The sequence below is a fragment of the Streptomyces sp. NPDC093586 genome (assembly GCF_044764905.1).
Classification (GTDB): Bacteria; Actinomycetota; Actinomycetes; order Streptomycetales; family Streptomycetaceae; genus Streptomyces.
In genome coordinates, this window is record NZ_JBIWJA010000004.1 from 1 (window position 1) to 23,234 (window position 23,234).

Annotated in this window: 25 protein-coding genes and 1 pseudogene; 13 read left to right on the forward strand and 13 right to left on the reverse strand. The window is 71.9% G+C overall.

Annotated elements, in window-relative coordinates:
• Positions 1-132 precede the first annotated feature (132 nt).
• Together ACIRFH_RS05775 and ACIRFH_RS05780 are read right to left on the reverse strand one after the other, a co-directional pair.
• On the reverse strand, positions 133-753 hold the full coding sequence (locus ACIRFH_RS05775; protein WP_403517301.1) for a hypothetical protein: 621 nt from the start codon (positions 751-753) through the stop codon (positions 133-135).
• Positions 750-2,423, reverse strand: a complete 1,674-nt coding sequence (locus ACIRFH_RS05780; protein WP_403517302.1) for an RNase A-like domain-containing protein — start codon at positions 2,421-2,423, stop codon at positions 750-752. The genes ACIRFH_RS05775 and ACIRFH_RS05780 overlap by 4 nt, the downstream gene beginning before the upstream one ends.
• Positions 2,424-2,588: 165 nt before the next feature.
• Between ACIRFH_RS05780 and ACIRFH_RS05785 the strand changes: the two genes are divergently transcribed.
• From ACIRFH_RS05785 to ACIRFH_RS05800, 4 genes are all read left to right on the forward strand, one after another.
• Positions 2,589-3,596, forward strand: coding sequence for a FecCD family ABC transporter permease (locus tag ACIRFH_RS05785; RefSeq protein ID WP_403517303.1), 1,008 nt, complete (start codon positions 2,589-2,591; stop codon positions 3,594-3,596).
• Positions 3,593-4,681: a FecCD family ABC transporter permease gene (locus ACIRFH_RS05790; RefSeq protein WP_403517304.1), complete on the forward strand. Its 1,089-nt coding sequence runs from the start codon at positions 3,593-3,595 to the stop codon at positions 4,679-4,681. Before ACIRFH_RS05785 ends, ACIRFH_RS05790 begins: the two co-directional genes overlap by 4 nt.
• A gap of 23 nt (positions 4,682-4,704) precedes the next feature.
• The gene (locus ACIRFH_RS05795) at positions 4,705-5,544 is read left to right on the forward strand and encodes an ABC transporter ATP-binding protein (RefSeq protein WP_403517760.1); all 840 of its coding nucleotides are present in this window, start codon (positions 4,705-4,707) and stop codon (positions 5,542-5,544) included.
• 106 nt (positions 5,545-5,650) lie between these two features.
• The gene (locus ACIRFH_RS05800; RefSeq protein WP_403517305.1) at positions 5,651-6,697 is read left to right on the forward strand and encodes an ABC transporter substrate-binding protein; all 1,047 of its coding nucleotides are present in this window, start codon (positions 5,651-5,653) and stop codon (positions 6,695-6,697) included.
• 409 nt (positions 6,698-7,106) lie between these two features.
• Here ACIRFH_RS05800 and ACIRFH_RS05805 read toward each other — a convergent pair whose 3' ends face one another.
• The 4 genes from ACIRFH_RS05805 to ACIRFH_RS05820 all read right to left on the reverse strand — a co-directional run bounded on the left by ACIRFH_RS05805 (position 7,107) and on the right by ACIRFH_RS05820 (position 10,989).
• Positions 7,107-7,631: an XRE family transcriptional regulator gene (locus ACIRFH_RS05805; RefSeq protein ID WP_403517306.1), complete on the reverse strand. Its 525-nt coding sequence runs from the start codon at positions 7,629-7,631 to the stop codon at positions 7,107-7,109.
• Between the two features lie 182 nt (positions 7,632-7,813).
• Positions 7,814-9,205 (reverse strand): M1 family metallopeptidase, encoded by a 1,392-nt coding sequence (locus tag ACIRFH_RS05810; protein ID WP_403517307.1) that lies wholly within the window; start codon positions 9,203-9,205, stop codon positions 7,814-7,816.
• Between the two features lie 567 nt (positions 9,206-9,772).
• Positions 9,773-10,156 carry a Crp/Fnr family transcriptional regulator gene (locus ACIRFH_RS05815; RefSeq protein ID WP_403517308.1) on the reverse strand — a complete coding sequence of 128 codons (384 nt, stop codon included), beginning with the start codon at positions 10,154-10,156 and terminating at the stop codon, positions 9,773-9,775.
• 161 nt (positions 10,157-10,317) lie between these two features.
• Positions 10,318-10,989 (reverse strand): DUF4097 family beta strand repeat-containing protein, encoded by a 672-nt coding sequence (locus ACIRFH_RS05820; RefSeq protein WP_403517309.1) that lies wholly within the window; start codon positions 10,987-10,989, stop codon positions 10,318-10,320.
• Positions 10,990-11,211: 222 nt separating this feature from the next.
• Here ACIRFH_RS05820 and ACIRFH_RS05825 point away from each other — a divergent pair, with 222 nt between their 5' ends.
• Positions 11,212-11,946: a helix-turn-helix domain-containing protein gene (locus ACIRFH_RS05825; RefSeq protein WP_403517763.1), complete on the forward strand. Its 735-nt coding sequence runs from the start codon at positions 11,212-11,214 to the stop codon at positions 11,944-11,946.
• A gap of 227 nt (positions 11,947-12,173) precedes the next feature.
• Here the strand turns inward: ACIRFH_RS05825 and ACIRFH_RS05830 are convergent.
• Positions 12,174-12,269: pseudogene (locus ACIRFH_RS05830) on the reverse strand (potassium-transporting ATPase subunit C); the annotation flags it as partial.
• 946 nt (positions 12,270-13,215) lie between these two features.
• On the opposite strand from ACIRFH_RS05830, the gene ACIRFH_RS05835 reads away from it, so the two are divergent.
• The 4 genes from ACIRFH_RS05835 (at position 13,216) to ACIRFH_RS05850 (ending at position 16,467) form a co-directional block, all read left to right on the forward strand.
• Positions 13,216-13,764 (forward strand): DUF4232 domain-containing protein, encoded by a 549-nt coding sequence (locus tag ACIRFH_RS05835; RefSeq protein WP_403517310.1) that lies wholly within the window; start codon positions 13,216-13,218, stop codon positions 13,762-13,764.
• A gap of 421 nt (positions 13,765-14,185) precedes the next feature.
• Complete coding sequence (locus ACIRFH_RS05840; protein ID WP_403517311.1) at positions 14,186-14,962, forward strand: polysaccharide deacetylase family protein; 777 nt, start codon at positions 14,186-14,188, stop codon at positions 14,960-14,962.
• 166 nt (positions 14,963-15,128) lie between these two features.
• Positions 15,129-15,698, forward strand: coding sequence for a hypothetical protein (locus ACIRFH_RS05845; RefSeq protein ID WP_403517312.1), 570 nt, complete (start codon positions 15,129-15,131; stop codon positions 15,696-15,698).
• 184 nt (positions 15,699-15,882) lie between these two features.
• Complete coding sequence (locus ACIRFH_RS05850) at positions 15,883-16,467, forward strand: TerD family protein (RefSeq protein WP_403517313.1); 585 nt, start codon at positions 15,883-15,885, stop codon at positions 16,465-16,467.
• Between the two features lie 111 nt (positions 16,468-16,578).
• Here ACIRFH_RS05850 and ACIRFH_RS05855 read toward each other — a convergent pair whose 3' ends face one another.
• Positions 16,579-16,965, reverse strand: coding sequence for a BlaI/MecI/CopY family transcriptional regulator (locus ACIRFH_RS05855; protein ID WP_403517314.1), 387 nt, complete (start codon positions 16,963-16,965; stop codon positions 16,579-16,581).
• Positions 16,966-17,118: 153 nt separating this feature from the next.
• On the opposite strand from ACIRFH_RS05855, the gene ACIRFH_RS05860 reads away from it, so the two are divergent.
• The 4 genes from ACIRFH_RS05860 to ACIRFH_RS05875 all read left to right on the forward strand — a co-directional run bounded on the left by ACIRFH_RS05860 (position 17,119) and on the right by ACIRFH_RS05875 (position 20,644).
• Entirely contained in the window at positions 17,119-17,694 is a 576-nt protein-coding gene (locus ACIRFH_RS05860; RefSeq protein ID WP_403517764.1) for a TerD family protein, read from the forward strand.
• A gap of 414 nt (positions 17,695-18,108) precedes the next feature.
• Positions 18,109-18,312, forward strand: coding sequence for a cold-shock protein (locus tag ACIRFH_RS05865; protein ID WP_403517315.1), 204 nt, complete (start codon positions 18,109-18,111; stop codon positions 18,310-18,312).
• 268 nt (positions 18,313-18,580) lie between these two features.
• Positions 18,581-20,194, forward strand: coding sequence for a DEAD/DEAH box helicase (locus ACIRFH_RS05870; protein WP_403517316.1), 1,614 nt, complete (start codon positions 18,581-18,583; stop codon positions 20,192-20,194).
• A gap of 129 nt (positions 20,195-20,323) precedes the next feature.
• Positions 20,324-20,644: an SCO5918 family protein gene (locus ACIRFH_RS05875; RefSeq protein WP_403517317.1), complete on the forward strand. Its 321-nt coding sequence runs from the start codon at positions 20,324-20,326 to the stop codon at positions 20,642-20,644.
• A 38-nt stretch (positions 20,645-20,682) separates the two neighbouring features.
• Here the strand turns inward: ACIRFH_RS05875 and ACIRFH_RS05880 are convergent, their stop codons facing one another.
• From ACIRFH_RS05880 to ACIRFH_RS05900, 5 genes are all read right to left on the reverse strand, one after another.
• On the reverse strand, positions 20,683-21,045 hold the full coding sequence (locus ACIRFH_RS05880) for a DUF952 domain-containing protein (protein WP_403517318.1): 363 nt from the start codon (positions 21,043-21,045) through the stop codon (positions 20,683-20,685).
• 34 nt (positions 21,046-21,079) lie between these two features.
• Positions 21,080-21,622 (reverse strand): hypothetical protein, encoded by a 543-nt coding sequence (locus tag ACIRFH_RS05885; protein WP_403517319.1) that lies wholly within the window; start codon positions 21,620-21,622, stop codon positions 21,080-21,082.
• Complete coding sequence (locus ACIRFH_RS05890) at positions 21,606-22,097, reverse strand: RNA polymerase sigma factor (protein ID WP_403517320.1); 492 nt, start codon at positions 22,095-22,097, stop codon at positions 21,606-21,608. Before ACIRFH_RS05890 ends, ACIRFH_RS05885 begins: the two co-directional genes overlap by 17 nt.
• Positions 22,098-22,161: 64 nt before the next feature.
• Positions 22,162-22,812, reverse strand: coding sequence for a class F sortase (locus ACIRFH_RS05895; protein WP_403517321.1), 651 nt, complete (start codon positions 22,810-22,812; stop codon positions 22,162-22,164).
• Positions 22,809-23,204, reverse strand: a complete 396-nt coding sequence (locus tag ACIRFH_RS05900) for a sortase-dependent protein (RefSeq protein ID WP_403517322.1) — start codon at positions 23,202-23,204, stop codon at positions 22,809-22,811. Before ACIRFH_RS05900 ends, ACIRFH_RS05895 begins: the two co-directional genes overlap by 4 nt.
• Positions 23,205-23,234: the final 30 nt, after the last annotated feature.

Sequence of the window (23,234 nt, forward strand, 5' to 3'; positions counted from 1 at the left end):
CGAGCACGGGTGCCCTGGGCGAGCCAGCGGTGAATCCTCTGCTCGTTTCCGGTCACCACCTGCTGGGTGGCCCAGTGAGCGGTTCTCCGGTCGGGGTAGGTTGCGGATCTGGTCAGCAACGGTTGTCACCTCTCATCGTGGATCGAAGGACCAGATCAGCCCGACTTCCTCACGGGACACCCAGAGGAGCCCCAAGTCCCAGGCGTACCGACTGATCGGTGAGCAGCTCGAGATCTGCTGATAGAAGTCGAGGGACGCGCCGCCTCCCCAGGTGTTCGTGAAGAACCGGGTCCCGTCGGAAAAGCGCGTGAGGATCACCCTGGCGTGCTTCTCCATTTCAGCCCGCTGTGCGGGAGAACGGGGGTCCTTGGAGACATCGAGATCGATGGTGGCCAGCAGCACGAGGAGCCGCACCACCGCCGAACGCGGAATCTCCCTGAGCCGGCCTCGCCATTCCGCCGCACCCGCCTCGTCCACGGGCGGGAGGACAAAGGGGTAGGCCGGGTCGTCCTCCCTCTCCTCCTCGCCCTCGTCGGGATCGATGGTCCGCCAGGCCCGGGGATCCGCCGTCTCGCCCCGCATGACCGAGGCAACATCGTGCAGCCAATCCTCTCGCGTACGGGGACCGGCGGCGACAAAGGTGTACCGACGGTCGTACATCTCCACCGCCGACCACCAGGAGTCGGCATCCAAGGGCGCCGGCGTCCCGTTCTCATCGGGCATCGTTCCGTAGACCATCCAGATCTCGCTCATACGGGCATCGAGGTGAACACCAGGTAGGGCGGATCGAGGCTCGGATCACGCATGAGCCGCAGGGACACGCCCTTGGTGTCGTGCCCCTCCGAAAGCTTGCTGCCGTCGTAGGTGACACCCCTGCCGGTCACGGCGTCACCGGCGAGAGGCCCTTGCAACGGTACGGAGTCGGTCGTGACGGTGATGGACATGTCCGGCGGGTCTCCCGCCAGCCACCGGTCGATGTCGTCGCTGTTGTCACGCAGGCAGTATTGCGTGAACCGTTGCGCGGCCTCGACATCGGCGTAGGTCGATGCCGTCGGAATCTTCGGCTCACCATTCGCTTTGCTCTCGTCTCTCATCCGCTGCAGCAATTGCTCGTCGGTCTTGCCCACGTGCTTGTCGAGGGTATGTCCGTTCCCCATCCCTTCCGCCGCGGCGAGGTCCACCGAGTACCTGTACGGGAACCGGCTCTCCGGCAGTTGCCAGCTGTGCTCCTTCGTGAACTCGTTCAGGGAGCGCGCGCCGAAACCCTGCGCCCGTGCCCGTTCCGCCTGGAACGTGGGCACGCTCAGGAGCGCCTCGTCGAGCTCGAACTCGAGCATGGCCAGTTTGCCCGCGGCATCGCCGAACGCCTCGTGATAGGCCCCGACCGCCGCGTCCATGGCCTCCTTGTCCATGTGGGACCGGAAGGTCAGGACGACTTCCGCGACCACGAGCCCGACCGCGAGCCTGGTGAGTTCGAAGGGGTCGAGGCCCGTGGTCAGGTCCTTCACCGTCTTGTCCGCGGCCTCTTTGGCCAGGCGCGTGGTGGTTTCCGTGGTCTTCTGGCCCACGTCGGCCAAATCGTCGAAAAGCTTCTGAATGGTGTTCGCGCTCTTGTCGAGGACCTCGATGATGGGGCGCCTGGTGGCGGGGTCCATTTTCCCGTGGGTCTTCCAGCTCCGGGCACCCTTCTTGGGTGTCACCTCGGCCCGCTGGTCACGGACTTTCCCCCATGCCGTGGTTCCCCAGATCGTCTGGCAGAAGGCATTCATCGCGGCCTGCCATTCACCGTTGCCTGTGGGGTCGGTGATGTAGGAGATCGCGGCCGTGAAGTCGTCCGCCGCCTTCTTCACGCCTTTGGATGCCTCCCGCCACGCCCCGGCGATGTCGCGGAACTCCTCTTCCTTGACGCCCGGCGTGATCTCGTGGACACGGCCGAGCCTCAGCCCTTCGTCGACCACGGGCTTCATGATGAACATGAGGAAATCCGGAACCTCCCCGAGGATCCCGGATATCGCCCACGAGTCGTGGTATTCCCCCTCCCCCCGCCACGTCAGGTCGTTCGGCGGGCCGTACTCGGGTGCCGTGGTGATCACCGCTGGAGGCTGCTTCTCCTCCGGGGGTGCGCCCTTGCCCTTGCCGGCCGCCCAGTCCGCCAGCACGTAGTTGTTCGCGGTCTGGGTGAGACCCACCGCCACGCCGCCCACCGACACCACGCTCTTCGCCCACAGTTCCAGGAATTTCCCGGCGACGATGCCGTACCGATCGGCGAAGGAGTCCGCGCCCCAGCCCGTTCCCGCGGACTGGCTGTACTTGACCAGCGTCTCCGTCAATGTCTTCGCCTGCTTGTCGTAGTCGAACTGACCGTCCCGAACGACGAGCGAGGTGAAGTAGAGGTGCTGGGGCTGCACGTCGAAGCGGCCCACACCTTTGTCGGGCGGCGCGGTCCTGGCCTGGTCCCGCTCCCGCTGCCGCTGCCACCGCGGACGCCTCGGGCGCCTCTGGTGGACCCCGGCACAACCAGCGGAATCGTCACTTTCGACACAACGTACTCTTAGGCCAGCCTTGGCTAACCAACAGAGAGAGGGCGCATGTCGAGAGCCGCAAGCCGCCGCGTGGGGTGGATGGCCGCCGGCCTTCTCTTGCTGCTGCTGGCGGTGGTGCTGAGTCTCGCCGTCGGCAGCCGCGCGATCGCGCCCTCAGTGGTGTGGGACGCCCTGGTGCACGGCGGGATGAGCAGCGACGCTCAGGTCGTACGGTCGTTGCGGGTGCCGCGGACGGTCATCGGGGTGCTGGTCGGCGTCGCGCTCGCCGTCGCCGGAACGGTTCTGCAGGGCATCACCCGCAACCCGATCGCCGAGCCGGGCATCCTGGGCATCAGCCAGGGGGCATCGCTGGGTGTCGTCTGCGCCATCGCCTTCCTCGGGGTGCACTCACTGACCGGATACGTCTGGTACGCGTTCGCGGGCGCCGGCGTCGCCGCGGTGTGCATCTACGCCGTCGCCGGCAGCGGTCGGGGCGGTGCCACACCGGTCAAGCTGGCCCTCGCGGGGGCCGCCGTGAACGCGTTCCTCGCCTCCCTGATCTCGGCGATCCTGACGACCGACGCCCGGGCCCTGGACGAGTTCCGCTTCTGGGACGTCGGTTCGATCAGCGGCCGGGACGCATCGATCGCGGGGCAGGTCTGGCCCTTCCTGCTCGCCGGACTGCTCCTGGTGCTGAGCATGGCCCGCGGCCTGGACGCCCTCGCGCTCGGGGACGACATCGCCCGGGGACTCGGCCGCAATGTCGCACTGCTGCGGGCAACCGGTGCCCTGGGCGCGACCGTGCTGACGGGCGCTGCGGTCGCGGCGGCCGGCCCCATCGCCTTCACCGGCCTCGCCGTACCGCACATCGCCCGCGCGCTCGTGGGTCCGCAGCATCGCTGGCTGCTGCCCATGGCCGCGCTGCTCGGGCCGGTGATGCTGCTCCTGGCGGACGTCCTCGGCCGGATCGTCGTACGGCCGTCGGAGGTGCCGGTGGCCGTGATGACCGCCCTGGCGGGGGTGCCGTTCCTGGTCGTGCTCGTGCGGCGGAAGAAGGCGGTGGCGGCCGCATGACGCACGTTCCCCAGCACGTTCCCCAGCGCGCTCCCCTCCGGCCCGCCGGACACTGGGTCCTGCGGGCCGGGCGCAGCGGCAGCTTCCTGCTGCACCGCCGGGCTCTGACCGTGGTCGGCGTCCTCGCCGTCCTGCTCGCCGGCGCCGTCGTGGTGTCGCTGTGCGTCGGGGAATCGTACGTCTCTCCGGGCGAGGTCGTCCGCGTGCTGCTCGGTCTGCCCAGCCCCGACGAGCTCGTCGTGGGCACGCTCCGGCTGCCGCGGCTGGTGACCGGGCTGCTCGTGGGCGCCGCCTTCGGTGTCTCCGGGGCGCTGATCCAGACCGTGGCCCGCAACCCGCTCGCCAGCCCCGACGTCATCGGCGTGACGCACGGGGCGGGCGCGGCGACGGTCGCCGCGATGACCTTCGGTGTCACCTCGTACGCCGCCCTGCCCTACGTGTCCGTGGCGGGCGGTCTCCTCGCCGCCCTGCTGGTCTACCTGCTCGCGTGGCGGGGCGGGCTCGCCGCGTCCCGTTTCGTCCTGATCGGCATCGGCATCTCGGTGGCGCTCGGCTCGCTGACCCGGCTGTTCGTGACCAAGGGCGACTACCTCGTCGCCCAGCAGGCCAAGACCTGGCTCACCGGATCCCTCAACGGCCGCGGCTACGACCAGGCGGCACCGCTCGCGACGGTCCTCGTCCTGCTGCTGCCGTTCCTGCTGTGGGCGGCGCGGGCGCAGCGCGGGTCGGCGTTCGACGAGGACACGGCCACCGCCCTCGGCATCCGGCTCGGGCGGACGCGGCTCGGGCTGAGCCTCCTCGGCGTCGTCCTCGCGTCCGTGGCGACCGGTGCCGCGGGCCCCGTCGACTTCGTGGCGCTGCTCGCCCCGCAGATCGCCCGCCGGCTCACCCGCACCCCGCACATCCCGCTGGTGTGCTCGGCGCTCATGGGCGCGCTGATCGTGGTGGTCGCGGACCTGCTGGCCCGTCGTCTGCTGTCGCCGCTGGAACTTCCGGTCGGCGTGTTCACCGCCCTGGTGGGCGCCCCCTACCTGATGTGGCTGATCGTCCGCACCCGTAGCAGCCGTACCGGAGGAACCGCGTGACCGGCAACCGCCCGACCGCCGACATGACCGAGGACCGGCCGAGCACCCCCGTGACCGGCGCTCGCCTCACCGCACGGGGACTCACCCTCGCCTACGAGGACCGGGTGGTCGTCGAGGACCTGGACGTGGAGATCCCGGACGGCAAGGTCACTGTCATCGTCGGCCCCAACGCCTGCGGCAAGTCCACGCTGCTGCGCGCGCTGGGCCGACTGCTGAAGCCCCGCAAGGGCGCGGTGCTCCTGGACGGCACCGACCTGTCCCGCGTCCCGAGCCGGCGGATCGCCCAGGTGGTCGGGCTGCTGCCGCAGACTCCGGTGGCGCCGGAGGGGATCACGGTCGCGGACCTCGTCGCGCGTGGCCGGATGCCCCACCAGAAGTGGTGGCGGCAGTGGTCCGAGACGGACGAGGCGCACGTCGCCGAGGCGATGGAACGCACCTCGACCATCGACCTCGCGGAGCGTCAGGTCGACGAACTGTCGGGCGGCCAGCGCCAGCGCGTGTGGATCGCCATGGCCCTGGCCCAGGACACGGACCTGCTGCTGCTCGACGAGCCGACGACGTATCTGGACATCGCCCACCAGGTCGAAGTCCTGGATCTCGTCCGGCAGTCGAACCACGAGCGCGGCCGGACGGTGGTGGCGGTGCTGCACGACCTGAACCAGGCGGCGCGCTACGCCGACCACCTGATAGCCATGCGGGCCGGGAGGATCGTGGCGCAGGGGCCGCCCGCCGACATCGTCACCGCCGAACTGGTCGAGGAGGTCTTCGGTCTGGCGTCGGTCGTCGTACCGGATCCGGTGACGGGGGATCCGCTGGTGGTGCCCGGCCCTCCACGGCCGACGGAGCGTCGAGGCGGAGTGTGACCGGAACCACCCCCTCCCCCGGGTGTGACCGGTTCACAGGATTCACATAAGGTAAGGCTTGCCTAAATTTTTGAGCCACATCGTCCCTGTCCGACGGGAGTCCTCCATGTCCGTCCGCCGCCGCGGCACCGCCGCAGCAGCCCTCGCTCTCGCCGCCGCCCTCGCCCTGACGGCGTGCGGTGGTTCCTCCGACGGGGAGGGTACGTCCGCCGGGGCCGGCTCCGGCTCCGGCGACAAGAAGGCGGTCGCGAAGGGCGGGCACGAGTTCGCCGACGCGGCGAGGAAGACCGCCGCGATGGGCACCGACGCCAAGGCCGGCGAGTGGCCGCGCACCATCACCCACGCCATGGGCAAGACCGAGCTCAAAGCCCAGCCCAAGCGGGTCGTCGTCCTCGACGTGGGCGAACTCGACAACGTGGTCTCGCTGGGCGTCAAGCCGGTCGGCCTCGCCCCCACCGAGGGCTCCCCCGAGCTGCCGTCCTACCTGAAGAAGGACGCGGGCAGCCCGAAGAACGTCGGCACCATCAACACCCTCAACCTCGAGGCGATCGCCGCGCTCAAGCCGGACCTGATCCTGGGCAGCCAGCTGCGGGCCGCCGACAAGTACGACGAGCTGTCCCGGATCGCACCGACCGTCTTCTCCCTCCGCCCGGGCTTCACCTGGAAGGAGAACTACCTCCTCAACGCGGCCGCCCTCGACAAGACCGCCGAGGCGAAGCAGAAGCTGGCGGCCTACGAGAAGAAGGCCAAGGCACTGGGCACGAAGCTCGGCACCGACAAGCCCACCGTCTCGATGGTCCGCTACCTGCCGGACGGCGTGATCCGCCTGTACGCCAACGCCTCGTTCATCGGCACGATCCTGAAGGACGCCGGTATTCCGCGGCCCAAGAACCAGGACATCAATGACCTGGCCGCCGAGATCAGCGCCGAGAACATCGACCAGGCCGACGCCGACTACGTCTTCACCGGCGTCTACGGCGACCCGAAGGCCACGGACAAGTCCAAGGCCCAGGGCAACCCGTTGTGGAAGAACCTCGGTGCGGTCAAGGCAGGCCACGCCTACGACGTCCCGGACGAGACGTGGTACCTCGGCCTCGGCGTGACCGCCGCCGACAAGGTGCTCGCCGACCTGGAGGAGCACCTCACCAAGTAGCCCCGGCCGAACGGCCTCCCACGTCGCGGGAGCGGTGGGGGGCCGTCGACCTCGTGGTGGCCGCCGAAGGCTGTGCACCCGCGGAGGCTTTCCGAGCCGGTGATCCGAAACAGCCGGACCAAGCGCGGCACCCGTTCACACGAGCACGCTGCCACCGTTCTTCGCGGCCGTGCCCACAGCGTGCCCGTAGGAGCGGACACTCACGGTCAGCGGCGGTGCGAACGGCCCCGGGCAACGGCGTCAGTACGATGAATCCACGCAGGTCAGAAGCCATGCGAGCGTTCAGGAGCCGTCGCTTCCCGAGCTGAGGGCGCGAGTTCGGTTCCCGTCACCCGCTCCACGAAGAAGGCCCAGGTCGAAGACCCTGGCCTTCTTGCTGGCCTCGGCGGTCACTCGCCGCGCGCCGGATTCACGCCGAGCACTTTTCGGCGTTCGTCCGGGCTGCCCGTTCCTGGGCCTTCCCTACGGTGACGTCAAGGCCGACGGTGCTCTCTCTTTCGCTCTCACCGTCCGGAGGCCGGGCGGCAGAGGCATGCTGCGGCAGAGTGCCGGAGAACGACGCCGGCCCCGCGGCCAGGGGCGGGCACGGTCGCCTCGAGCGACGGTGTACTCCGCATCCCCGAAATTCCGCGACCACGCGCAGCCGACCACCGAGTGCTCCCACATAAGCCCGAAGCGTCGCCACCCCGGCCCGGTCCAGCTCGCCGTGCTCGATCGCGAAGACGCGAGGTGCCGAGACCCCCATGGACGCGGCTACCTGGCGCTGGGTCAACGCCTGCTCACGCCGGACCTCGGCAAGCCTGTGAGCGCGCACCTCCGCGATCAGCCTGTCCATGGCTGCCTGCTTCTCCTGAGCCGAACGCACCGGCAGTCCAGCGGCCTCGCGCCGCTCGCGCGCCTTGCGCTTGGTCTCCTCCCAGCTGACCGTGCTCATTCGTACTCCGTACTGCCTGGTTCCGAGATCGGCCACATGCGCCCGGTAGCGCTCCTCGGCGGACCGGATCGGAAGCGAAGAGGATCCGGATCTCGCTGTTCCCGGACGATCCCGGCCTCAGCTCCTTGTCCGGTGTCCGCCGGCGAGGAGGCATCGCCGTGGGTGTGGTCGTGCCGGGGTGTTCACCGGATGCGGTGGGTCTGCCAGAAGGAGGTCAGGTCCTTGTCGGTCATGGACTGGGCGGTTTTCTTGAAGTCGGCGGTGGTGGAGACGCCGTACCAGTGGTCGTGGGCGTAGCGCTTGAGGAGGCGTGCCATGGTGGCGGTGCCGAGGGTGCGTTCCAGGTCTGCCAGGGCGCAGGAGCCGGCGGTGTAGACGAGGTGGTAGGTGCCGGGGTGCTCCGTCCAGTAGGCCATCGGGCTGGTGAGCGCGGCGTCCTGGTCGGTCCATTCGTCCGGGGCCCAGCAGTCGCGGGTGTCCCAGCCGTAGAAGCGGGCGTTGGCGTACTGGGCGAAGCTCTCGTCCAGCCAGGGCGCACGGTACTGGTCGTTGCCGACGATGCCGTACCACCACTGGTGGGCCACTTCGTGGACGACGGCGCTGCCCTCCTCCTCGGTGCCGAGCAGGACCAGGCCGGGGTATTCCATGCCGCCGCCGAACCGCGGGGTCATCACCAGGTCCAGCTCGCCGTAGGGGTAGGAGCCGTACTCGGTGCTGAACCGGTCGACGGCGGCGGCGCCGTCCCGGCGGGTGAGACGTACGCCCTCGGCGGGCGTGTCGGGTGACCAGTACGACCTGACCCGCACGCCGCCGGGGGTGGTCTGGGTCGCGGTGCGGAACGGGCCTGCCGCCCACGCGAAGTCCCGTACCCGGTGCGCGTCGCTGTGCGTGAGGGTGCGCCCCGGCGTGCCGGGGCCGGTGCGGGTGCGGCCGGTCGCCGGGACCTGCAGGGCCGACGGGTGGTCGAGCGTGACCCGGAAGTCGCCGGCCAGGGTGTAGAAGCTCTCGCCGGTCGACACGTACGGGTCGAGGTGCCATCCCGTCGCGTCGTGCACGGCGAGCACGGGCAGCGCGTTGCCGAGGAAACGGAACGCGCCCTCGCGGCCGAAGCGGTTGTTGCGCTCGGGCACGGTGAGGGAGAGGTCGAAGGAGACGGCCGTGCGCCGGCCGCGTTCGAGAGCCGTGGGCAGGGTGATGCGCAGCGCGGTGCAGTCCACGCTGAGCCCGCTCGCCGTGCCGCCGCGCACCCGGGAGACGGTGACGGGGGAGGGGCTGCCGGGAGTGCCGCAGGCGTCCTCACCGTTGCCCCACAGCCGTAGGTAGACCTCGCGCAGGGGCTGGTCGGAGGCGTTGCGGAACGACACCTGCTGCCGGCCCTTCCAGTGGGTGCCGTCGGCGTCGGCGCGCAGGGTCACGTCGTAGCGCGGGTGGTCGGGTGTCGCGGCCCGGGCGCTCTTCGCCGCGTCCGCGGGTCCTGCGCCGACGGCGCAGGCGACGGCGCCGACGAGCAGCGCGAGCAGGGCAACGAGCGGGCGGCGAAGGGGACTTGACGGCCACGCGGGCAGGGGCGGCATAGCAGCCGATCGTGCCACAGGGCTTCCGGTATGCGTCCTCGTGCGCGGGAAGTGAGCAGGCCGGTTCCGTCGATCTCGTCGTAGCCGCCGCGGCCGAGTCGCAGGGCTCGACTCTGCTGCACCGCGGCCGTGACTTCGAGTGCATCGCCGCTGTCACCGGCCAGGCGCTCCGGTGGTACGGCCCGGAAGCCGGCAGATGAGCCGAGGCGCGGGCGTCGGCTGTTCCGGGAAGTCGCGACCGCCAGCCTTACGGGGAGAACCGGCTGCATCCGAAGAACTGCGCGCGCGAAGGCCCCCTGCTCCGACGAAGCCGACCGCTCCTGCGTCGGGAGCGCGCCAGTCGCCGCGGCCGGGGCCTGCCTCGGCCTGAGACGGCCGGCTCCCGGCTTCCTTCCTAGCGCCGAAGGTCCCGTCTGCGCGGATGGGCTCCCCGTCGGGGCCGAGGTGCGAGACCGTCCGGCGGCCGGCCCTCTCGGGCGCGCCGGCCATCGTGGCCGGCTGCGTCAGCCGGCAGCCGATGACCACGCCGCCGGTTCGCCCGGCGCAACCGGTCGGCCACCATGCCGGTCAGGCCATGGAGACCGCGGGACGGTGCTCCAGCAGCGCCCGCAGTTCACCGTTGTTCCACACACGGGCGGTCAGCGGCCCGCACACGGTGACCGTCGCCGAGCGCGGGGCCCCGCTCAGGTCCGCCATCTCGCCCACCGTGTCGCCGGCGGCCCTGACCGCGAGGAGGGAGGTCTCGCCGTTCTCCACGGTCGCCGTGACCTTGGCGAAACCGGACAGCAGCAGAAACACGTGCTGGTCGTCGTCCCCCTCCCTCAGCAGCACCTCCCCCAGCTCGAACCGGACCTCGGCCCCCGGGCCGAGCAGGTCCCGCCGTGCCGGGGGCGACAGCACGCCCGGCAGACTGCGCGCGGGCCACGCGCCGGACCCGATGGGCACCACCACGGGCGTCCCCCTGTCTCCGTGAGCGTTCGTACGTGGACAGCTGAACGCCATCGCGCCCCGCCGCAGCGGCCCCGTGGAACAGGACCGCAGTGCATGGCCGGGGCGATGACGCCGAGAGGACGGACGGGTTCCGTACCGGGCGGACGGGGCGGGAGCGCCGCTCACAGGCTGCGGGCGCTGATGTCTCCGTAGGCGGTGGTCGCGTGGATGGTCAGGGCGACGTCGGCACCGTCGGTGTTCTTGAGCGCGTTGTGGATCCGGCCGTAGGAGGTGCCGGCGTCCAGGGAGGCGGAGACCCCGCGGGCGGCGCCGACCGAGATCTCACCGGACTCGGTGTGCAGCGTGACCGTGCCGCGCACGGCCTCGGTGATGCGGAGGTCACCCTTCTGGGTGCTGATCCGCGCGGAGCCGCCCAGGCGGCCGACCGAGACGTCGCCGGACTGGAGGGTGAGACGGGCGTCGGCGGTCTCGTCGAGCTCGACCGAGCCCTGCGCGCCCTCGAAGGAGACGTCGCCGAGCCGTCCGACGCCCCGGAACTCGGCGAGGGACGTCTTCGCCTCGACGCGGGAGCCGGCGGGCAGCTGGACGGTCACCTCGATGGATCCGGAAGAGCCGAGGACCTCGTTCTTCGCCTCCGGAGCCTTGATCCGCAGGACGCCGTCGTCGTATGCGACCTCGGTCTGCTCCGCCGCCTTCGCGTCACGGCTCTTGGAGGCGTTCGCGGGGAGGATCTCGACCACGGTGTCGGACCGGTCGGCGGCGATGAACCGGACGCGGCCGGCGGGGATGTCGAGGACGGCGGTCACCGGGGCGGGGGTGTCGAACTTCTGCATCGTGCTCTCCTTCGACTCGTTGTTTCCGGCGAGTGAAAAGCTACGTTGCCTTTCTGGGGACGGCAACTACATCGTTGCCCAATCCTCCTATTACTGCAGGCAGATGCGGCAAATTCGTTGCAACGACTTCAAAGTCTAACGCAACAACCCTCGCTCAAGCATTGCAATGAATTAAGGGTGAACGCTACCCTGGAGACACCACGGACCACGAAGGAGACCGCGATGCCGGGAGGCAGACTCACCCAGCAGGAACGCCAGCAGATCGCACTGGGGCTGGCCGACGGGCTCGCCTACGCGGAGATCGCCAGGCGCCTCGAGCGCCCGACCTCGACGGTCACGCGCGAGGTGATGCGCAACGGCGGCCCCACCGCCTACCGCGCCGACCTCGCCCACCGCGCCACCGAACACCGCGCCCGCCGCCGCAGAAAGACCGCCTCCCGGAACCCCGGCACGCCCCCGCAGGCCCACGGCCGCGACGCCGAAGCCGTACGCGAGTACGAGGAGTTGTTCACCACCGTCTTCATGCAATCGGGCCTGCCCAAGATGACGGCCCGGGTGCTGGCCGGCCTCTACACCACCGACGCCGGCAGCCTCACCGCCTCCGAACTCGCCGAGGGCCTCCGGATCAGCCCGGCGTCCGTCTCCAAGGCGGTCGCGTTCCTCGAGAGCCAGGGCCTCATCCGCCGGGAACGCGACGAACGCCGCCGTGAGCGCTACATCGTCGACGACGACGTCATGTACCAGTCCATGATGGCCAGCGCCCGCGCCGCCGCCCACCTCGGCGAGGTCGCCCGGCAGGGCGTCGGCATCCTCGGCCCCGACACCCCGGCCGCCGCCCGCCTGGAGAACATCGCCCGCTTCATCGACTTCGTCTCCGAGAGCATCGCCCGTGCCGCGGACCAGGCCCGCGAGATCCTCCACACGAAACCCGGAACGACCTCGGACAGCCCTGCCTGAGACACCTTCAGGACGCGGTCGGACAGTCCCGGCGGCCACCGCCGCGGCCTTCTCGCCGGAGGCCCCGCGCATGGACGGCACCAGGACCGGCCCCGGGGCACACCGGTGTGCGCCTTTCCCGCCGCGAGCGGGGACGGAACGGTGCGGTGGGAGTTCGTGGCGAGGAGAGCCGACGGACTCGGAGCGTGTTCCGGGCCGTCGGTTCCCACAAGGGGCGTACAACACCGTCAGCTGCTCGCCACGAGTTCCTCGAGCGCGATGTCGGGCTCCAGGACGTTCACCCGGGGCTCGCCGATGAAGCCGGGGGTGCGGCGCACGGCGTGGGCGACGCCGGCGCCCCGCCGGCTCTGCGGCAGTCGCCGCCACAGCCGAACGGGGTCGTCCTCGGGGATGCGCACGGTGACGCGGGTGCCCGGCTCCGCGGCTGCCGTGCCGCGGACGTACACGGCGACGAAAGACCGGGGGCGGGGACCGGCGCTCCGTGACCAGGGGGATCAGGGTGTCAAGCGGACGCCGGGATCCCCGTCGCCCGGGCCCGCTCCCGGGCGCGAGCGCGAGCGCGGGGGCGGGGGCGGGGGCGGCCCTCGGCGTCATCCTGGGGGAGCCGCCGTCAGCGTACGCACCGTCATGGGCCGACAGGGGCGTGCCGACGGGCTGAGCACGAGCCGCCGGCCTGCGTGCCAGGCCACGCCACGCCGCGCCACGCCGCGCCACGCAGCGCCACGCCGCGCCGCGCCGGGCACGATCGGACAGGGGAGCCCTCGGTCTTCCGTTCCCCGGCAACCCCGCCGGGCGGCGCGTCACACGCACTGCACGCCGACCCTCCGGGCCGGCCACGCCGCCGCACCGCCCTGCCCCCCGGCATCCGCGGCGTGCGATCACCGATCGCCCGGGCTCGTACCTCGGCCCGGGACACTGCCCAACTCGTGCGGCACCGCCGTGAATCGGCGCTCTCCCCGGCCGTCCCCCTCGGCCCTCATTCCATCCGGCGTCCCAGGACGGTCACGTTCCCCCAGGTCAGAGCCGTTTCACGCATCCCAGCATCCCTCGATTCCCGAGGGAATGGCGGATGGGACGGCGCATGGCACAGGCTTGGGTCATCGCAGCACGGCGCCTCGCCGACACGGTGATCCGCCCCGCTCGACCTCCTTCTCGTGACCCGTGCTCCGGTTCGCCCGTCCGAGCCACGGACAGCACGGTCAGGACAAGACCGACCGGCACAGCCACCACAGGATCCTCTTCCTGGTACTCAGAGAAAGCAGTCCCGTCATGCGTATCGCCACTCGTCTCCTCTCCCGTTCGGCCGCCTCCTCCATGGTCGTCGCCGCCGCCCTCGCGCTCGTCGGCGTCCAGGCCGCCGGGCAGGCCGCCTCCGCCGCCCCGAAGAAGGCGCCCTCGGCCGTCACCTGCACCGCGGCGAACATGAAGGTGACCGTCACCGAGGCGGCGCGTCCGATCAACCACCTGCTGCTCAAGGCCACCAACACCGGCACCAAGCCCTGCTACGCCTACAGCGCCCCGCACCTGAGGGCCGGCGCCGACGCCCAGGCCCCGCTGCCGTGGGCCCGGGAGACCACGCCGCAGGCCGTGGTGACGCTCGAGCCGGGCCAGTCCGCCTACGCGGGTGTCCTGACGTACTCCCCCGACGGCGAGGGCGGCGGCAACGAGAAGACCCTGGGCGTGTACTTCGCCGACCGGAAGGGCGGCGTGGCCGGCAAGGAGAAGACCCTGAAGCTGCCGAACGGCGGCACCTTCTTCAACAGCGCCGCCACCGTCACGTACTGGCAGGACAACGCGGCGGACGCCCTCTCCTGGTGACCGCCCCGGCGTCCCGTACCACGACCACCGCCGGCCGCACCGGGCCTCCCGTCTTCACCGGGGGCCCGGTGCGGCCGTCCGTGTTCCGGGCGGACGCGGTGCCCGTCCGCGCGCAGGGGCCGCCAGGCAGGTCGAGAGCCCGACCGCGCGCCCGGCGTCGATCCGCGAGAGCGCGCCGTCGCCCTCCGCCGGAGTGTCCGGGCCGACCGCACAGAACCGACGGCCCCGGCGCCCGCACGGGCCAAGGCCCCGGAGTGCCGGCTCGGCTCCTGAAGTCGGTCCCCCGGCAGGTGGGTTGTCCGCGAACTCCCCCGGAATTGTCCGTGATCGGTAACGGACGCATCCCGCGGACCCCGTTCTCCGTCCTCCTGGATGGACTTGGGATGATCGAGGCGGACAACAGCGGGAGAGCGGGGCGGACATGGCGCGTCACAGTGGTGGTAGGAGCTGGTACGGCAAGGTGGCCGGGGCGGCGCTCGGAGTGACCTTGCTCGCCGTCGGCGCCTCGGTGTGGACCGCGCAGGCCGACTCCGTGGGCGCATCGTCGTCGCCGAAGGCGACCGCGCCGGCGACGCCCGGCGGTGACGTCGAGCAGGTGGCGGTGACCATCGTGCACGCCTCGGACGCGGGCGCGCGCGGCGTCAACATCACCATCGACGACGGCCCCGACCCGGCGTGGACCCCGCAAGTGCTCGACGTGCTGCGGCAGTACGGGGTCAAGGCCACGTTCTGCGTGACGGGTACGCAGGCGCAGGCCCACCCGGACCTCGTGAAGAAGGTGGTCGCCGCCGGGCACCGGCTGTGCGACCACTCGGTGTCGCACGACACCGCGATGGACAAGAAGTCCGAGGCCTACCAGGCGAAGGAGATCCTCGACGCCGAGCGCATGATCGTCGAGGCGTCCGGCGGCGTACGGCCGATGTACTACCGGGCACCGGGCGGCGCCTTCACCCCCTACAGCCGCAAGCTCGCCGCCTCCCACGGCATGCGCCCGCTGGGCTGGAACGTGGACACCAAGGACTTCGAGCGGCCGGGCACGGACGCCATCGTCGCCACCGTGGAGCGGGAGCTGCCCAACGGGCCGACGCTCCTCTTCCACGACGCGGGCGGCGACCGCTCCCAGACCGTCGAGGCCCTGCGCCGGATCCTGCCCTCGCTGAAGGAACAGGGTTACGCCTTCGGCTTCCCCGTGCGCTGAGGCCCCGCCGGGCCTCGTCCCCGTCGGGTTCCGCGCCGAGGCGGCCGACGACCACGCGTTCCCCGACGGCGCTCACGTATGAACCGAGTCCGGGCCCGCCCCTCGCCGTTCCGACGCCCACGCCCACGCCCACGCCCACGCCCAGTGATACCGGAGGAATCCCGTGATGGCCGTGCTCGACGAGCGGTCGTGGGCCGAGGCGATCGGCATGTACGCACACCGCTACACCATCGCCAAGGTCACGGGCAGGAAGCACCAGGACTGGGCGCTCGACGTGTGCACGCTGATGCGTGGGGAAACTCCCGACGCCCGTGGCTGGCGCACGGTGGACTTCCATGAGGGTGACGTCGAAAGGCTTGACGACCCGTTCTACCCGTTCGTCTCGCTCCCGAGCGCCTCTTCGACGACGGAAGCCTGGAGAGCCCGCGTAGGGGAGATCCCCCGCTCCTCCGCCAGGCGGTTCCTGGTGGCTCTCTCCACGCCGTGGCTGAACGTGGAGAGGGAGCGGGATTTCGTTCGGCACAGACCGGCACTGGAGGAGAAAGCCGACGTCATCCTGTCGCGCTTCCCCGAAGGTTCCCGCTTTTACGCCAATACCGGCCCTGACAGCAAAGACATCGACTACTACCAGCGCGTTTCCGGTTGCTCGACCGTCTCCCGGCACGACTGGGACCTCGGGTTGGTCCTCGTCTCCGACAGCGAGGTCGGCATGGTCTGGTCCTTCGACCCGAAGTGATCCGGACGCACCTCGCGGCCTGTCTCGCCGGAGAGCTGTGTGAACCGCTCTCCCTGGAGCCGGAGGAGACCGACCGCGCTCCGTCCGTCGCCGAGTCGGACGTCGGGGTGGACCCGTCGTCCCGGAATCGCCGCGGGCCAGGCAGACTCTGGGGTGTAGTTCGTTGACGGAGGAGGACTCGCGCATGATCACGCTCACCAAGGAAGACGGGCCGGCCGACCTGGACGGAGTGACCCATCTGTCCATCGGTGTCTCCTGGGACCCGACCGCCGGCAGCAGCGGCGGAGTGATGGGCAAGCTGCGCCGCAAGACCGGCACCGACCTGGACCTGATCGCCGTCGCCATGCAGGGCGGGGACCCGGTGCGCCTCGCCGGGCTCGACTCGCTCGACCCGATGGGCAACGGCTCGCTGCTCCACAGCGGTGACAACCAGACGGGGCACGGGGACGGGGACGACGAGACGGTGACCGTCGAGTTCGCGCGGCTCCCGTCCGCGATCACGTCGATCGTGTTCGTCGCCGCCGCCTACAAGAAGGGCAGCTCGTTCCAGAAGGCCCGCAACGTCAGCTTCAAGGTCTACGACGCGACCGGCGGCAGCTCCCAGCAGGTCGCCGACATCTGGCCCAGCCTGCTCAGCCAGGACAACGGCTGCGCCGTGGCCAAGGCCGTGCGGGTCGGTGGCGCGTGGAAGCTGCAGGTGATCAACGAGACGGGGAAGATCAAGCAGGGTGACGAGCACGCCCTGATGCGTTTCGCCGTCAGCAAGTAGCCGGGGAGCGGCGGCCGTTGCTCCTGAACCGGGGGCGGGCTCCGTGCCGCGGCCGGTTCCGCCCCCGCCCGTCCGCCCTCGCCCCACCGAGCGGCGGGACGGTGCGCGGCGTCAGTCCTCCTCCGCGGCCCGCGCCTCGCCCAGCAGGTCGCGCAGCAGCCGCTCGTCGGCCGGGCCGAGGCCGGTCACGAAGCTCGCCAGGACCGCCGCGCGGTCGCCCTCGGCGTCCAGCACCCTGCGCATCCTGCGGGCGGCCAGGCCCGCCCGGTCCGCGACCGGCGTCCAGGCGAAGGAGCGGCCCGCGCGCTCCCGGCTCACCGCGCCCTTGTCCAGCAGCCGGGTCAGGATCGTGACCACCGTCGTATGGGCCAGGTCCCCGCCCAGGCGTTCCCGTACCCAGCCGGCCGTCGCCGGGCCCTCCGCCTCACGCAGCGCCGAGAGCACCAGGGCCTCCAGTTCCCCCTGTCCCCGCCGCCGGGGACGCCGGTGATCCGTCACGCCGCACTCCCTTCCGCCGCCGCCCGTCTCCGGGCGGACCTCGTACGGACGCCGGGTCGGCCGGACCCGCGCCGGGATCTTCTACATTGCTGTAGATTCGAGATCGTGTCCGCGCCGTGGACCACGACCACGCTCGCCGAGAAGGAGTACGCAGTGGGAGTTTCCCTGGCCAAGGGTGGCAACGTCTCGCTCAGCAAGGAGGCACCGGGGCTGACCGCCGTCCTGGTCGGCCTCGGCTGGGACGTGCGCACCACGACCGGCACCGACTACGACCTCGACGCCTCCGCGCTCCTTCTCGACGCCTCGGGCAAGGTGCCCTCGGACGGGCACTTCGTCTTCTACAACAATCTCACCAGCCCGGACGGCTCGGTCGAGCACACCGGCGACAACCTCACCGGCGAGGGCGAGGGCGACGACGAGACCGTCAAGGTGAACCTCGCCGCCGTCCCCGCCGACATCGACAGGATCGTCTTCCCCGTCTCCATCCACGACGCGGAGAACCGCGGCCAGAGCTTCGGCCAGGTCCGCAACGCCTTCATCCGGGTCGTCAACCAGGCGGGCAACCAGGAGATCGCCCGCTACGACCTGTCCGAGGACGCCTCCACCGAGACCGCGATGGTCTTCGGCGAGCTCTACCGCCACGGCGCCGAGTGGAAGTTCCGCGCCGTCGGCCAGGGCTACGCCTCCGGGCTGGCCGGCATCGCCGCCGACTTCGGCGTCAACGTCTGAGGGCCGGCGCGTCGGTGCCCCGGGGGCCGTCGCGGCCGGTGTGCTTCTTGTCTCGGCGCGGGGCGGGGACGACGTCCGCGGCGTCTCCCGCGCCGGGACGGGCACCGGCGGCCCCGCGAAGCCGTCGGCGGAGGTCACGGCGGTGCGGAGGGCGGCGGCGCCGGTGGACCCTGTGGTCGGGGCGGAGCAATATCTGTGGCCATGAGGGGAGAATTCAGCGGCACGCGCCGGGAATATTCCCCTCACGGCCATCGAAGGCCGGATTATTCCACGCGCCCGGGAGATCACGGCGTGCTACTGTCGACGGAAGTTGCAGTAGTGGTTGCCTGAAGGTTTTTCCGACGGGGTGATCATCGCGGCGACCGGAGCACGCACAGGGCGGGCTCCGAGCACCGTTTCCGAAGGAGATTCAATATGGCTACCGGTACCGTGAAGTGGTTCAACTCCGAAAAGGGCTTCGGCTTCATCGAGCAGGACGGCGGCGGCCCCGACGTCTTCGCCCACTACTCGAACATCGCCGCTCAGGGCTTCCGCGAGCTGCTGGAAGGCCAGAAGGTGTCGTTCGACGTGGCGCAGGGCCAGAAGGGCCCGACGGCCGAGAACATCGTTCCCGCCTGACGCTCACGCGCACTTCGCAGCTGGGGCCCGCACCTCAAGGGGTGCGGGCCCCAGCTCGCCGCGTTTCAGGGCGCGATTCCGAATTCCGCCGGTTCTCCCCCGGACTTCTCCTCCCCTGAATTTTTCATTTCCCTCGATCCACCCGATTCTCCCGGTCGCGCGGCGTACCTCGCCGAAGCCGGCCGGGGCCGGCTCGTTCTTGCGATTCCCTGCGCCGCTCTTCGCTGCGGGACTCCCTTGATACGTGCCGTATCAAGGAAGGTTCCCCATGAACCGCACACGAACGAACAGTCGCTTCTCCCGCACCCGCAGCGGAGCCTCGGGCTCCGGCGGCCGGTCCTTCGAGGGCTCCGGGCGGTCCGGCGGTCCGCGCCGGGCCCAGGGTTCCGGGCGCCGCCCGGCCGCTCCCCAGGGCGAGTTCGCGCTGCCGAAGACGATCACCCCGGCGCTGCCCGCCGTGGAGTCCTTCGCCGACCTCGACATGCCGCCGGCCCTGCTGGCCGCGCTCGGCCGCGAGGGCGTGACCGAGCCGTTCCCGATCCAGGCGGCGACCCTGCCCAACTCGCTGGCCGGCCGCGACGTGCTCGGCCGCGGCCGTACCGGTTCGGGCAAGACCCTCGCCTTCGGCCTCGCCCTGCTGGCCCGTACGGCGGGACGCCGTGCCGAGCCGCGGCAGCCGCTCGCCCTCGTCCTCGTCCCCACCCGTGAACTCGCCCAGCAGGTCACCGACGCGCTCACCCCGTACGCCCGCGCCGTGGGCCTGCGGACGGCCACCGTCGTCGGCGGCATGTCGATCGGCAGGCAGGCCGGCGCCCTGCGCGCGGGGGCCGAGGTCCTCGTCGCGACGCCCGGACGCCTCAAGGACCTCATCGACCGAGGCGACTGCCGGCTGGACGACGTCGAGACCACGGTCCTGGACGAGGCCGACCAGATGACCGACATGGGCTTCATGCCCCAGGTCACCGCCCTGCTCGACCAGGTGCGCCCCGACGGGCAGCGGCTGCTCTTCTCCGCCACCCTCGACCGCAACGTCGACCGGCTGGTGAAGCGCTACCTGACCGACCCCGTGGTCCACTCCGTCGACCCATCGGCCGGCGCGGTCACCACGATGGAGCACCACGTGCTGCACGTGCACGACACGGACAAGCACCGCACGACCACCGAGATCGCGGCGCGCGACGGCCGGGTCATCATGTTCCTGGACACCAAGCACGCCGTGGACAAGCTGGTGAAGCACCTGCTGAACAGCGGCGTCCGCGCGGCGGGCCTGCACGGCGGCAAGTCCCAGCCGCAGCGCACCCGGACCCTCGCCCAGTTCAAGGACGGACACGTCACGGCGCTGGTGGCGACCAACGTCGCGGCCCGCGGCATCCACGTCGACAACCTCGACCTGGTCGTCAACGTGGACCCGCCCACCGACCACAAGGACTACCTGCACCGCGGCGGCCGCACCGCCCGCGCGGGCGAGTCCGGCAGCGTCGTCACCCTGGTCACCCCCGGCCAGCGGCGTGACATCAGCCGGCTGATGGCGTCGGCCGGCATCACCCCGCAGATCACCCCGGTCCGCTCGGGCGAGGCGGAGCTGACCCGCATCACCGGCGCGCAGGCGCCGTCCGGTGTCCCCGTCGTCATCACCGCGCCGGTCGTGGAGCGTCCCCGACGCGCCGCGTCCGGGGGTTCCTCGTCCCGCGGCCGCCGTGGCCGCGGCGGCGCGCCGGGCCGTACCGCGCAGGGCGGCGGCACCGGCCAGGGGCGCTCGGGACAGGGGCGTTCCGCACAGGGCCGTTCCGTGCAGGGCGGCTCCGCCCAGGGGCGGTCCGCCGGGGAGGCGGCGTCCCGGCGCAGGCCGCGGCGGCAGTCCACCGGCGACTCGGCCGCCTAGGCCGGCGGTACGACCGGGGCCCCGTCACCGGGGTCCCGTCGTCGGGCCCCCTCTCCGGGGGTCCTCACCCGGCCGAACGGCCATCACGAACGGCAAACTCCTCGGTTCCCCCTTCCCCTGTGAGGCATCATGCGCTGCGTCATCGCCCGGTACCCCTTCGACCTGACCAAGGACGGAGTGCTCAGCTCGATGAAGGGCATCACGCCCGAACCCATCACGGGCGAGTCCGTGACCATCGGCCGCCGCCGCTACCCCGTCAAGCAGGTCGGCGCGGTCATCACCCGTCAGGACCGCCGTGACTTCACCGGCGGCGAGGTCACCCGGGCCATGGCCCGGCTCGGCTTCACCTGCCACCCCGACCCCGAGGCCGCCCCCGCGCCCGCGCCGGCCGCCACTCCGGTGGAGACCGCGTCGGCGCTGCTCGGCGGCACCCCGCCGCTGGAGAGCTGAGCCCGCGTCACCACGCGGGACGGACGGGGCCTACGGCGTCAGCCGCGGGCGGCCAGACCGGTCGCCCGGCCCTCGCCGTCCCACCGGACCTCCAGGACCCGCTCGACGGCGTCCCGGTCGACCGGGCCGAACACGTGCGGGAACAGGGTGCCTTCGGCCACCCCGGGCGGCGGAGCGGGGGCTGCCGCCTCCCACACACAGGGAGAGGTGAGCCGCTTCTCGTCGATGCACAGGGCGAGCAGGGGCCGGGGAGCGGTGCGGTAGAAGGCGTCGGCGACGGCGAGGGTCGTCTCCTCGTCCGGTGAGCAGTGGACGAAACCGTCCTCGGCGAGCGACGCGGGTGCGTACGGCCGGCCGGGGCCCGCGTTCCAGTCGGCGAGCGGTACGACGTGGTAGATCATCGTCCGATTGTCCCTGCGGCACGCCGCCCCGCCCTCACTCCGAGGGCGTGGCCGCCGTGCCCGGGCGGACCGCCGGCCCGGCCGGGGCCGAGGTCGCCGCCGAGGTCGCCGGGGCCGGCCCTTCCCGGGCCGGTGGTGTGCTCGGTTCGGCGGTGGGCACGGCGGGGACGGACGTACGGGGGACCGGCCGGTCCGGGACCTGGGACGGGGCGTCGGACGGAGCGGGTGCGGGCGGTGTCGACGGGGACGGTGTCGGCGGCGGCGCGGACGGTGACGCCGAGGGGGCGGCCGGGGGCGCCAGCGGTACCGCCGGTCGGGCCGGCGGGCCGGGGTCCGTCCACGGGACGGGCAGCGTGAACAGGGCGGCAGCGGCGGCGCAGGTCGCGGCGGCCCCGGCGGCGGCGCGCAGCAGGCGGCGCCGGGACGCCGCCCGGCGGATCGCCTCGTAGCGGCCCGGCGGCGGCCCCAGGAAGTCCGCCTCCGGGCGCAGGACCACCAGCAGCGGATCGTGCGGATCGTCGTGCGCGAACCCCGGGCCGTCCGGGTCGCCCGGGTCGTCGTCAAAGCGTGTGGTCAAGGCTCCTCCTCAGGTGGACGCGGAGCAGTTCGCGGGCCGCGTGCAGGTCGGCCTTGACGGTTCCTTCCTTGCGCCCGGTCAGCACGGACACCTCCCGGATCGGCATGTCAGCGTAGTAGTGGAGAAGGATCGGCACGCGCAGTCGCTCCGGCAGGGACTGCACGAGCAGGCGCACCGAGGGGTCGGTCTGTTCGGGATGCGGGCGGACGGCGACCTCCGCGGTGACCCGGCGCACGGCCCGGCGCTCGCGCTCCAGCTTGCGCCAGTGGTCCCGGACGAGGTTGGCGGCGGTGACGTAGAGGAAACCGCGGGGCTCGTCGACGGACGTCCAGCGGGCCCAGAGCCGGGTGAACGCCTCCGAGGCGATCTCGTGGGCCGTCCCGTCGTCGTCGACGAGGCGGCGGCACCAGCCGGCCAGGCGGGGGTAGAGGGCGGCGAACAGCTCGGACGCCGCCCTGTCACGGGACCGTTTCAACGCTCTCCATGGTCGAGTGGGGGGACAGGGGAAGACGCCGGTGCGGGGGTGCGCGTTCCCGTGGTCACGACGGTGCGGTGGCCGTCGGCGCGGGGGCGGCGGCCGTGGTCGTGGCGGTCAGCTCGGCGAAGACGATGACGTTGTCCCGGTAGCCGTCGCCGTCGTGCGGGCCGCCGCACGTGATGAGCCTCAACTCCGGCCGGTCCACGTCCCCGTAGACGTCCCGCGTCGGGAACTCCGCCTTCGCCACCGTGCGTACGGACGTGACGGCGAACACCGCGACCGTGCCGTTCTCCAGGCGCGCCTCGATCCGGTCACCCGGGCGCAGCCGCGCGAGGTGGCGGAAGACCCCGTCGCCGTGGGTGCCGACCGTGACGTGGCCGAGGACGACCGACGGTCCCACCTGGCCCGGCGTGGGCGAATGCCGGTACCAGCCCGCGCGGTCGTGGTCCGTGACGGGCGGCACCTGCACCGTGCCGTCCGGTTCCAGCCCCAGCCGCATCACCGGGGTGTCGACCCCGATGACCGGGATGCGCAGGCCGACCGGGACCGAACGTCCGAGGGGCCGCGCCGGACCGGCTGCGGACTGTGCGGAGGGTGCCGTGCGGGCGGGCGGCGGAGCGGCGGCCTCCTCGGCCCCGTTCCCCCCGCCGCAGCCCACGAGCAGCGAGGCCAGGACGGGACCGGCCAGGGCGCGCCTGGAGAACAGGATCACGCCCCGGTCGTCCGGCGGCGGCGTACGACGAAGGCGACCGCGCCGCCCGCCGCGAGCAGCGTGCCGGCGCCCGCGCCGACGAGCGCGCCGCCGTCCCCGGAGGACGACGTGACCCCGGTGTCGGGCGCGCCCTCGGGCACGGCGGAGACCTGGCCCTCGGAGGGCTTGCCCGGCTCGGCGGCCGGAGCGGGGGAACTGACGGACGGCGCCGGTGCCGGGACCTGGCTCGCCTCGGTGGTGGGGCTCGGGACGGCCTCGGACGGAGGGTTGCTGGGGGCGGCGGACGGGGGGCTGCTGGGGGCGGCGGTCGGGTCGTCGGCGAACGCGGGGACGGTGCTCGCCAGGACGGCGGTGCACGCGAGTGCCAGGGCACTGAGGATGGTGCGGCGCATCGGGTCGCTCTCTCTCGTCGGTCGGTCCGC

Bases quoted from the DNA above. Each gene is read 5' to 3' on its own strand.
- ACIRFH_RS05775 (WP_403517301.1), bottom strand. From the start codon at position 753: ATGAGCGAGATCTGGATGGTCTACGGAACGATGCCCGATGAGAACGGG.
- ACIRFH_RS05785 (WP_403517303.1), top strand. From the start codon at position 2,589: ATGTCGAGAGCCGCAAGCCGCCGCGTGGGGTGGATGGCCGCCGGCCTT.
- ACIRFH_RS05790 (WP_403517304.1), top strand. From the start codon at position 3,593: ATGACGCACGTTCCCCAGCACGTTCCCCAGCGCGCTCCCCTCCGGCCC.
- ACIRFH_RS05795 (WP_403517760.1), top strand. From the start codon at position 4,705: ATGACCGAGGACCGGCCGAGCACCCCCGTGACCGGCGCTCGCCTCACC.
- ACIRFH_RS05800 (WP_403517305.1), top strand. From the start codon at position 5,651: ATGTCCGTCCGCCGCCGCGGCACCGCCGCAGCAGCCCTCGCTCTCGCC.
- ACIRFH_RS05805 (WP_403517306.1), bottom strand. From the start codon at position 7,631: ATGAGCACGGTCAGCTGGGAGGAGACCAAGCGCAAGGCGCGCGAGCGG.
- ACIRFH_RS05810 (WP_403517307.1), bottom strand. From the start codon at position 9,205: ATGCCGCCCCTGCCCGCGTGGCCGTCAAGTCCCCTTCGCCGCCCGCTC.
- ACIRFH_RS05820 (WP_403517309.1), bottom strand. From the start codon at position 10,989: ATGCAGAAGTTCGACACCCCCGCCCCGGTGACCGCCGTCCTCGACATC.
- ACIRFH_RS05825 (WP_403517763.1), top strand. From the start codon at position 11,212: ATGCCGGGAGGCAGACTCACCCAGCAGGAACGCCAGCAGATCGCACTG.
- ACIRFH_RS05835 (WP_403517310.1), top strand. From the start codon at position 13,216: ATGCGTATCGCCACTCGTCTCCTCTCCCGTTCGGCCGCCTCCTCCATG.
- ACIRFH_RS05840 (WP_403517311.1), top strand. From the start codon at position 14,186: ATGGCGCGTCACAGTGGTGGTAGGAGCTGGTACGGCAAGGTGGCCGGG.
- ACIRFH_RS05845 (WP_403517312.1), top strand. From the start codon at position 15,129: ATGGCCGTGCTCGACGAGCGGTCGTGGGCCGAGGCGATCGGCATGTAC.
- ACIRFH_RS05850 (WP_403517313.1), top strand. From the start codon at position 15,883: ATGATCACGCTCACCAAGGAAGACGGGCCGGCCGACCTGGACGGAGTG.
- ACIRFH_RS05865 (WP_403517315.1), top strand. From the start codon at position 18,109: ATGGCTACCGGTACCGTGAAGTGGTTCAACTCCGAAAAGGGCTTCGGC.
- ACIRFH_RS05870 (WP_403517316.1), top strand. From the start codon at position 18,581: ATGAACCGCACACGAACGAACAGTCGCTTCTCCCGCACCCGCAGCGGA.
- ACIRFH_RS05875 (WP_403517317.1), top strand. From the start codon at position 20,324: ATGCGCTGCGTCATCGCCCGGTACCCCTTCGACCTGACCAAGGACGGA.
- ACIRFH_RS05880 (WP_403517318.1), bottom strand. From the start codon at position 21,045: ATGATCTACCACGTCGTACCGCTCGCCGACTGGAACGCGGGCCCCGGC.
- ACIRFH_RS05900 (WP_403517322.1), bottom strand. From the start codon at position 23,204: ATGCGCCGCACCATCCTCAGTGCCCTGGCACTCGCGTGCACCGCCGTC.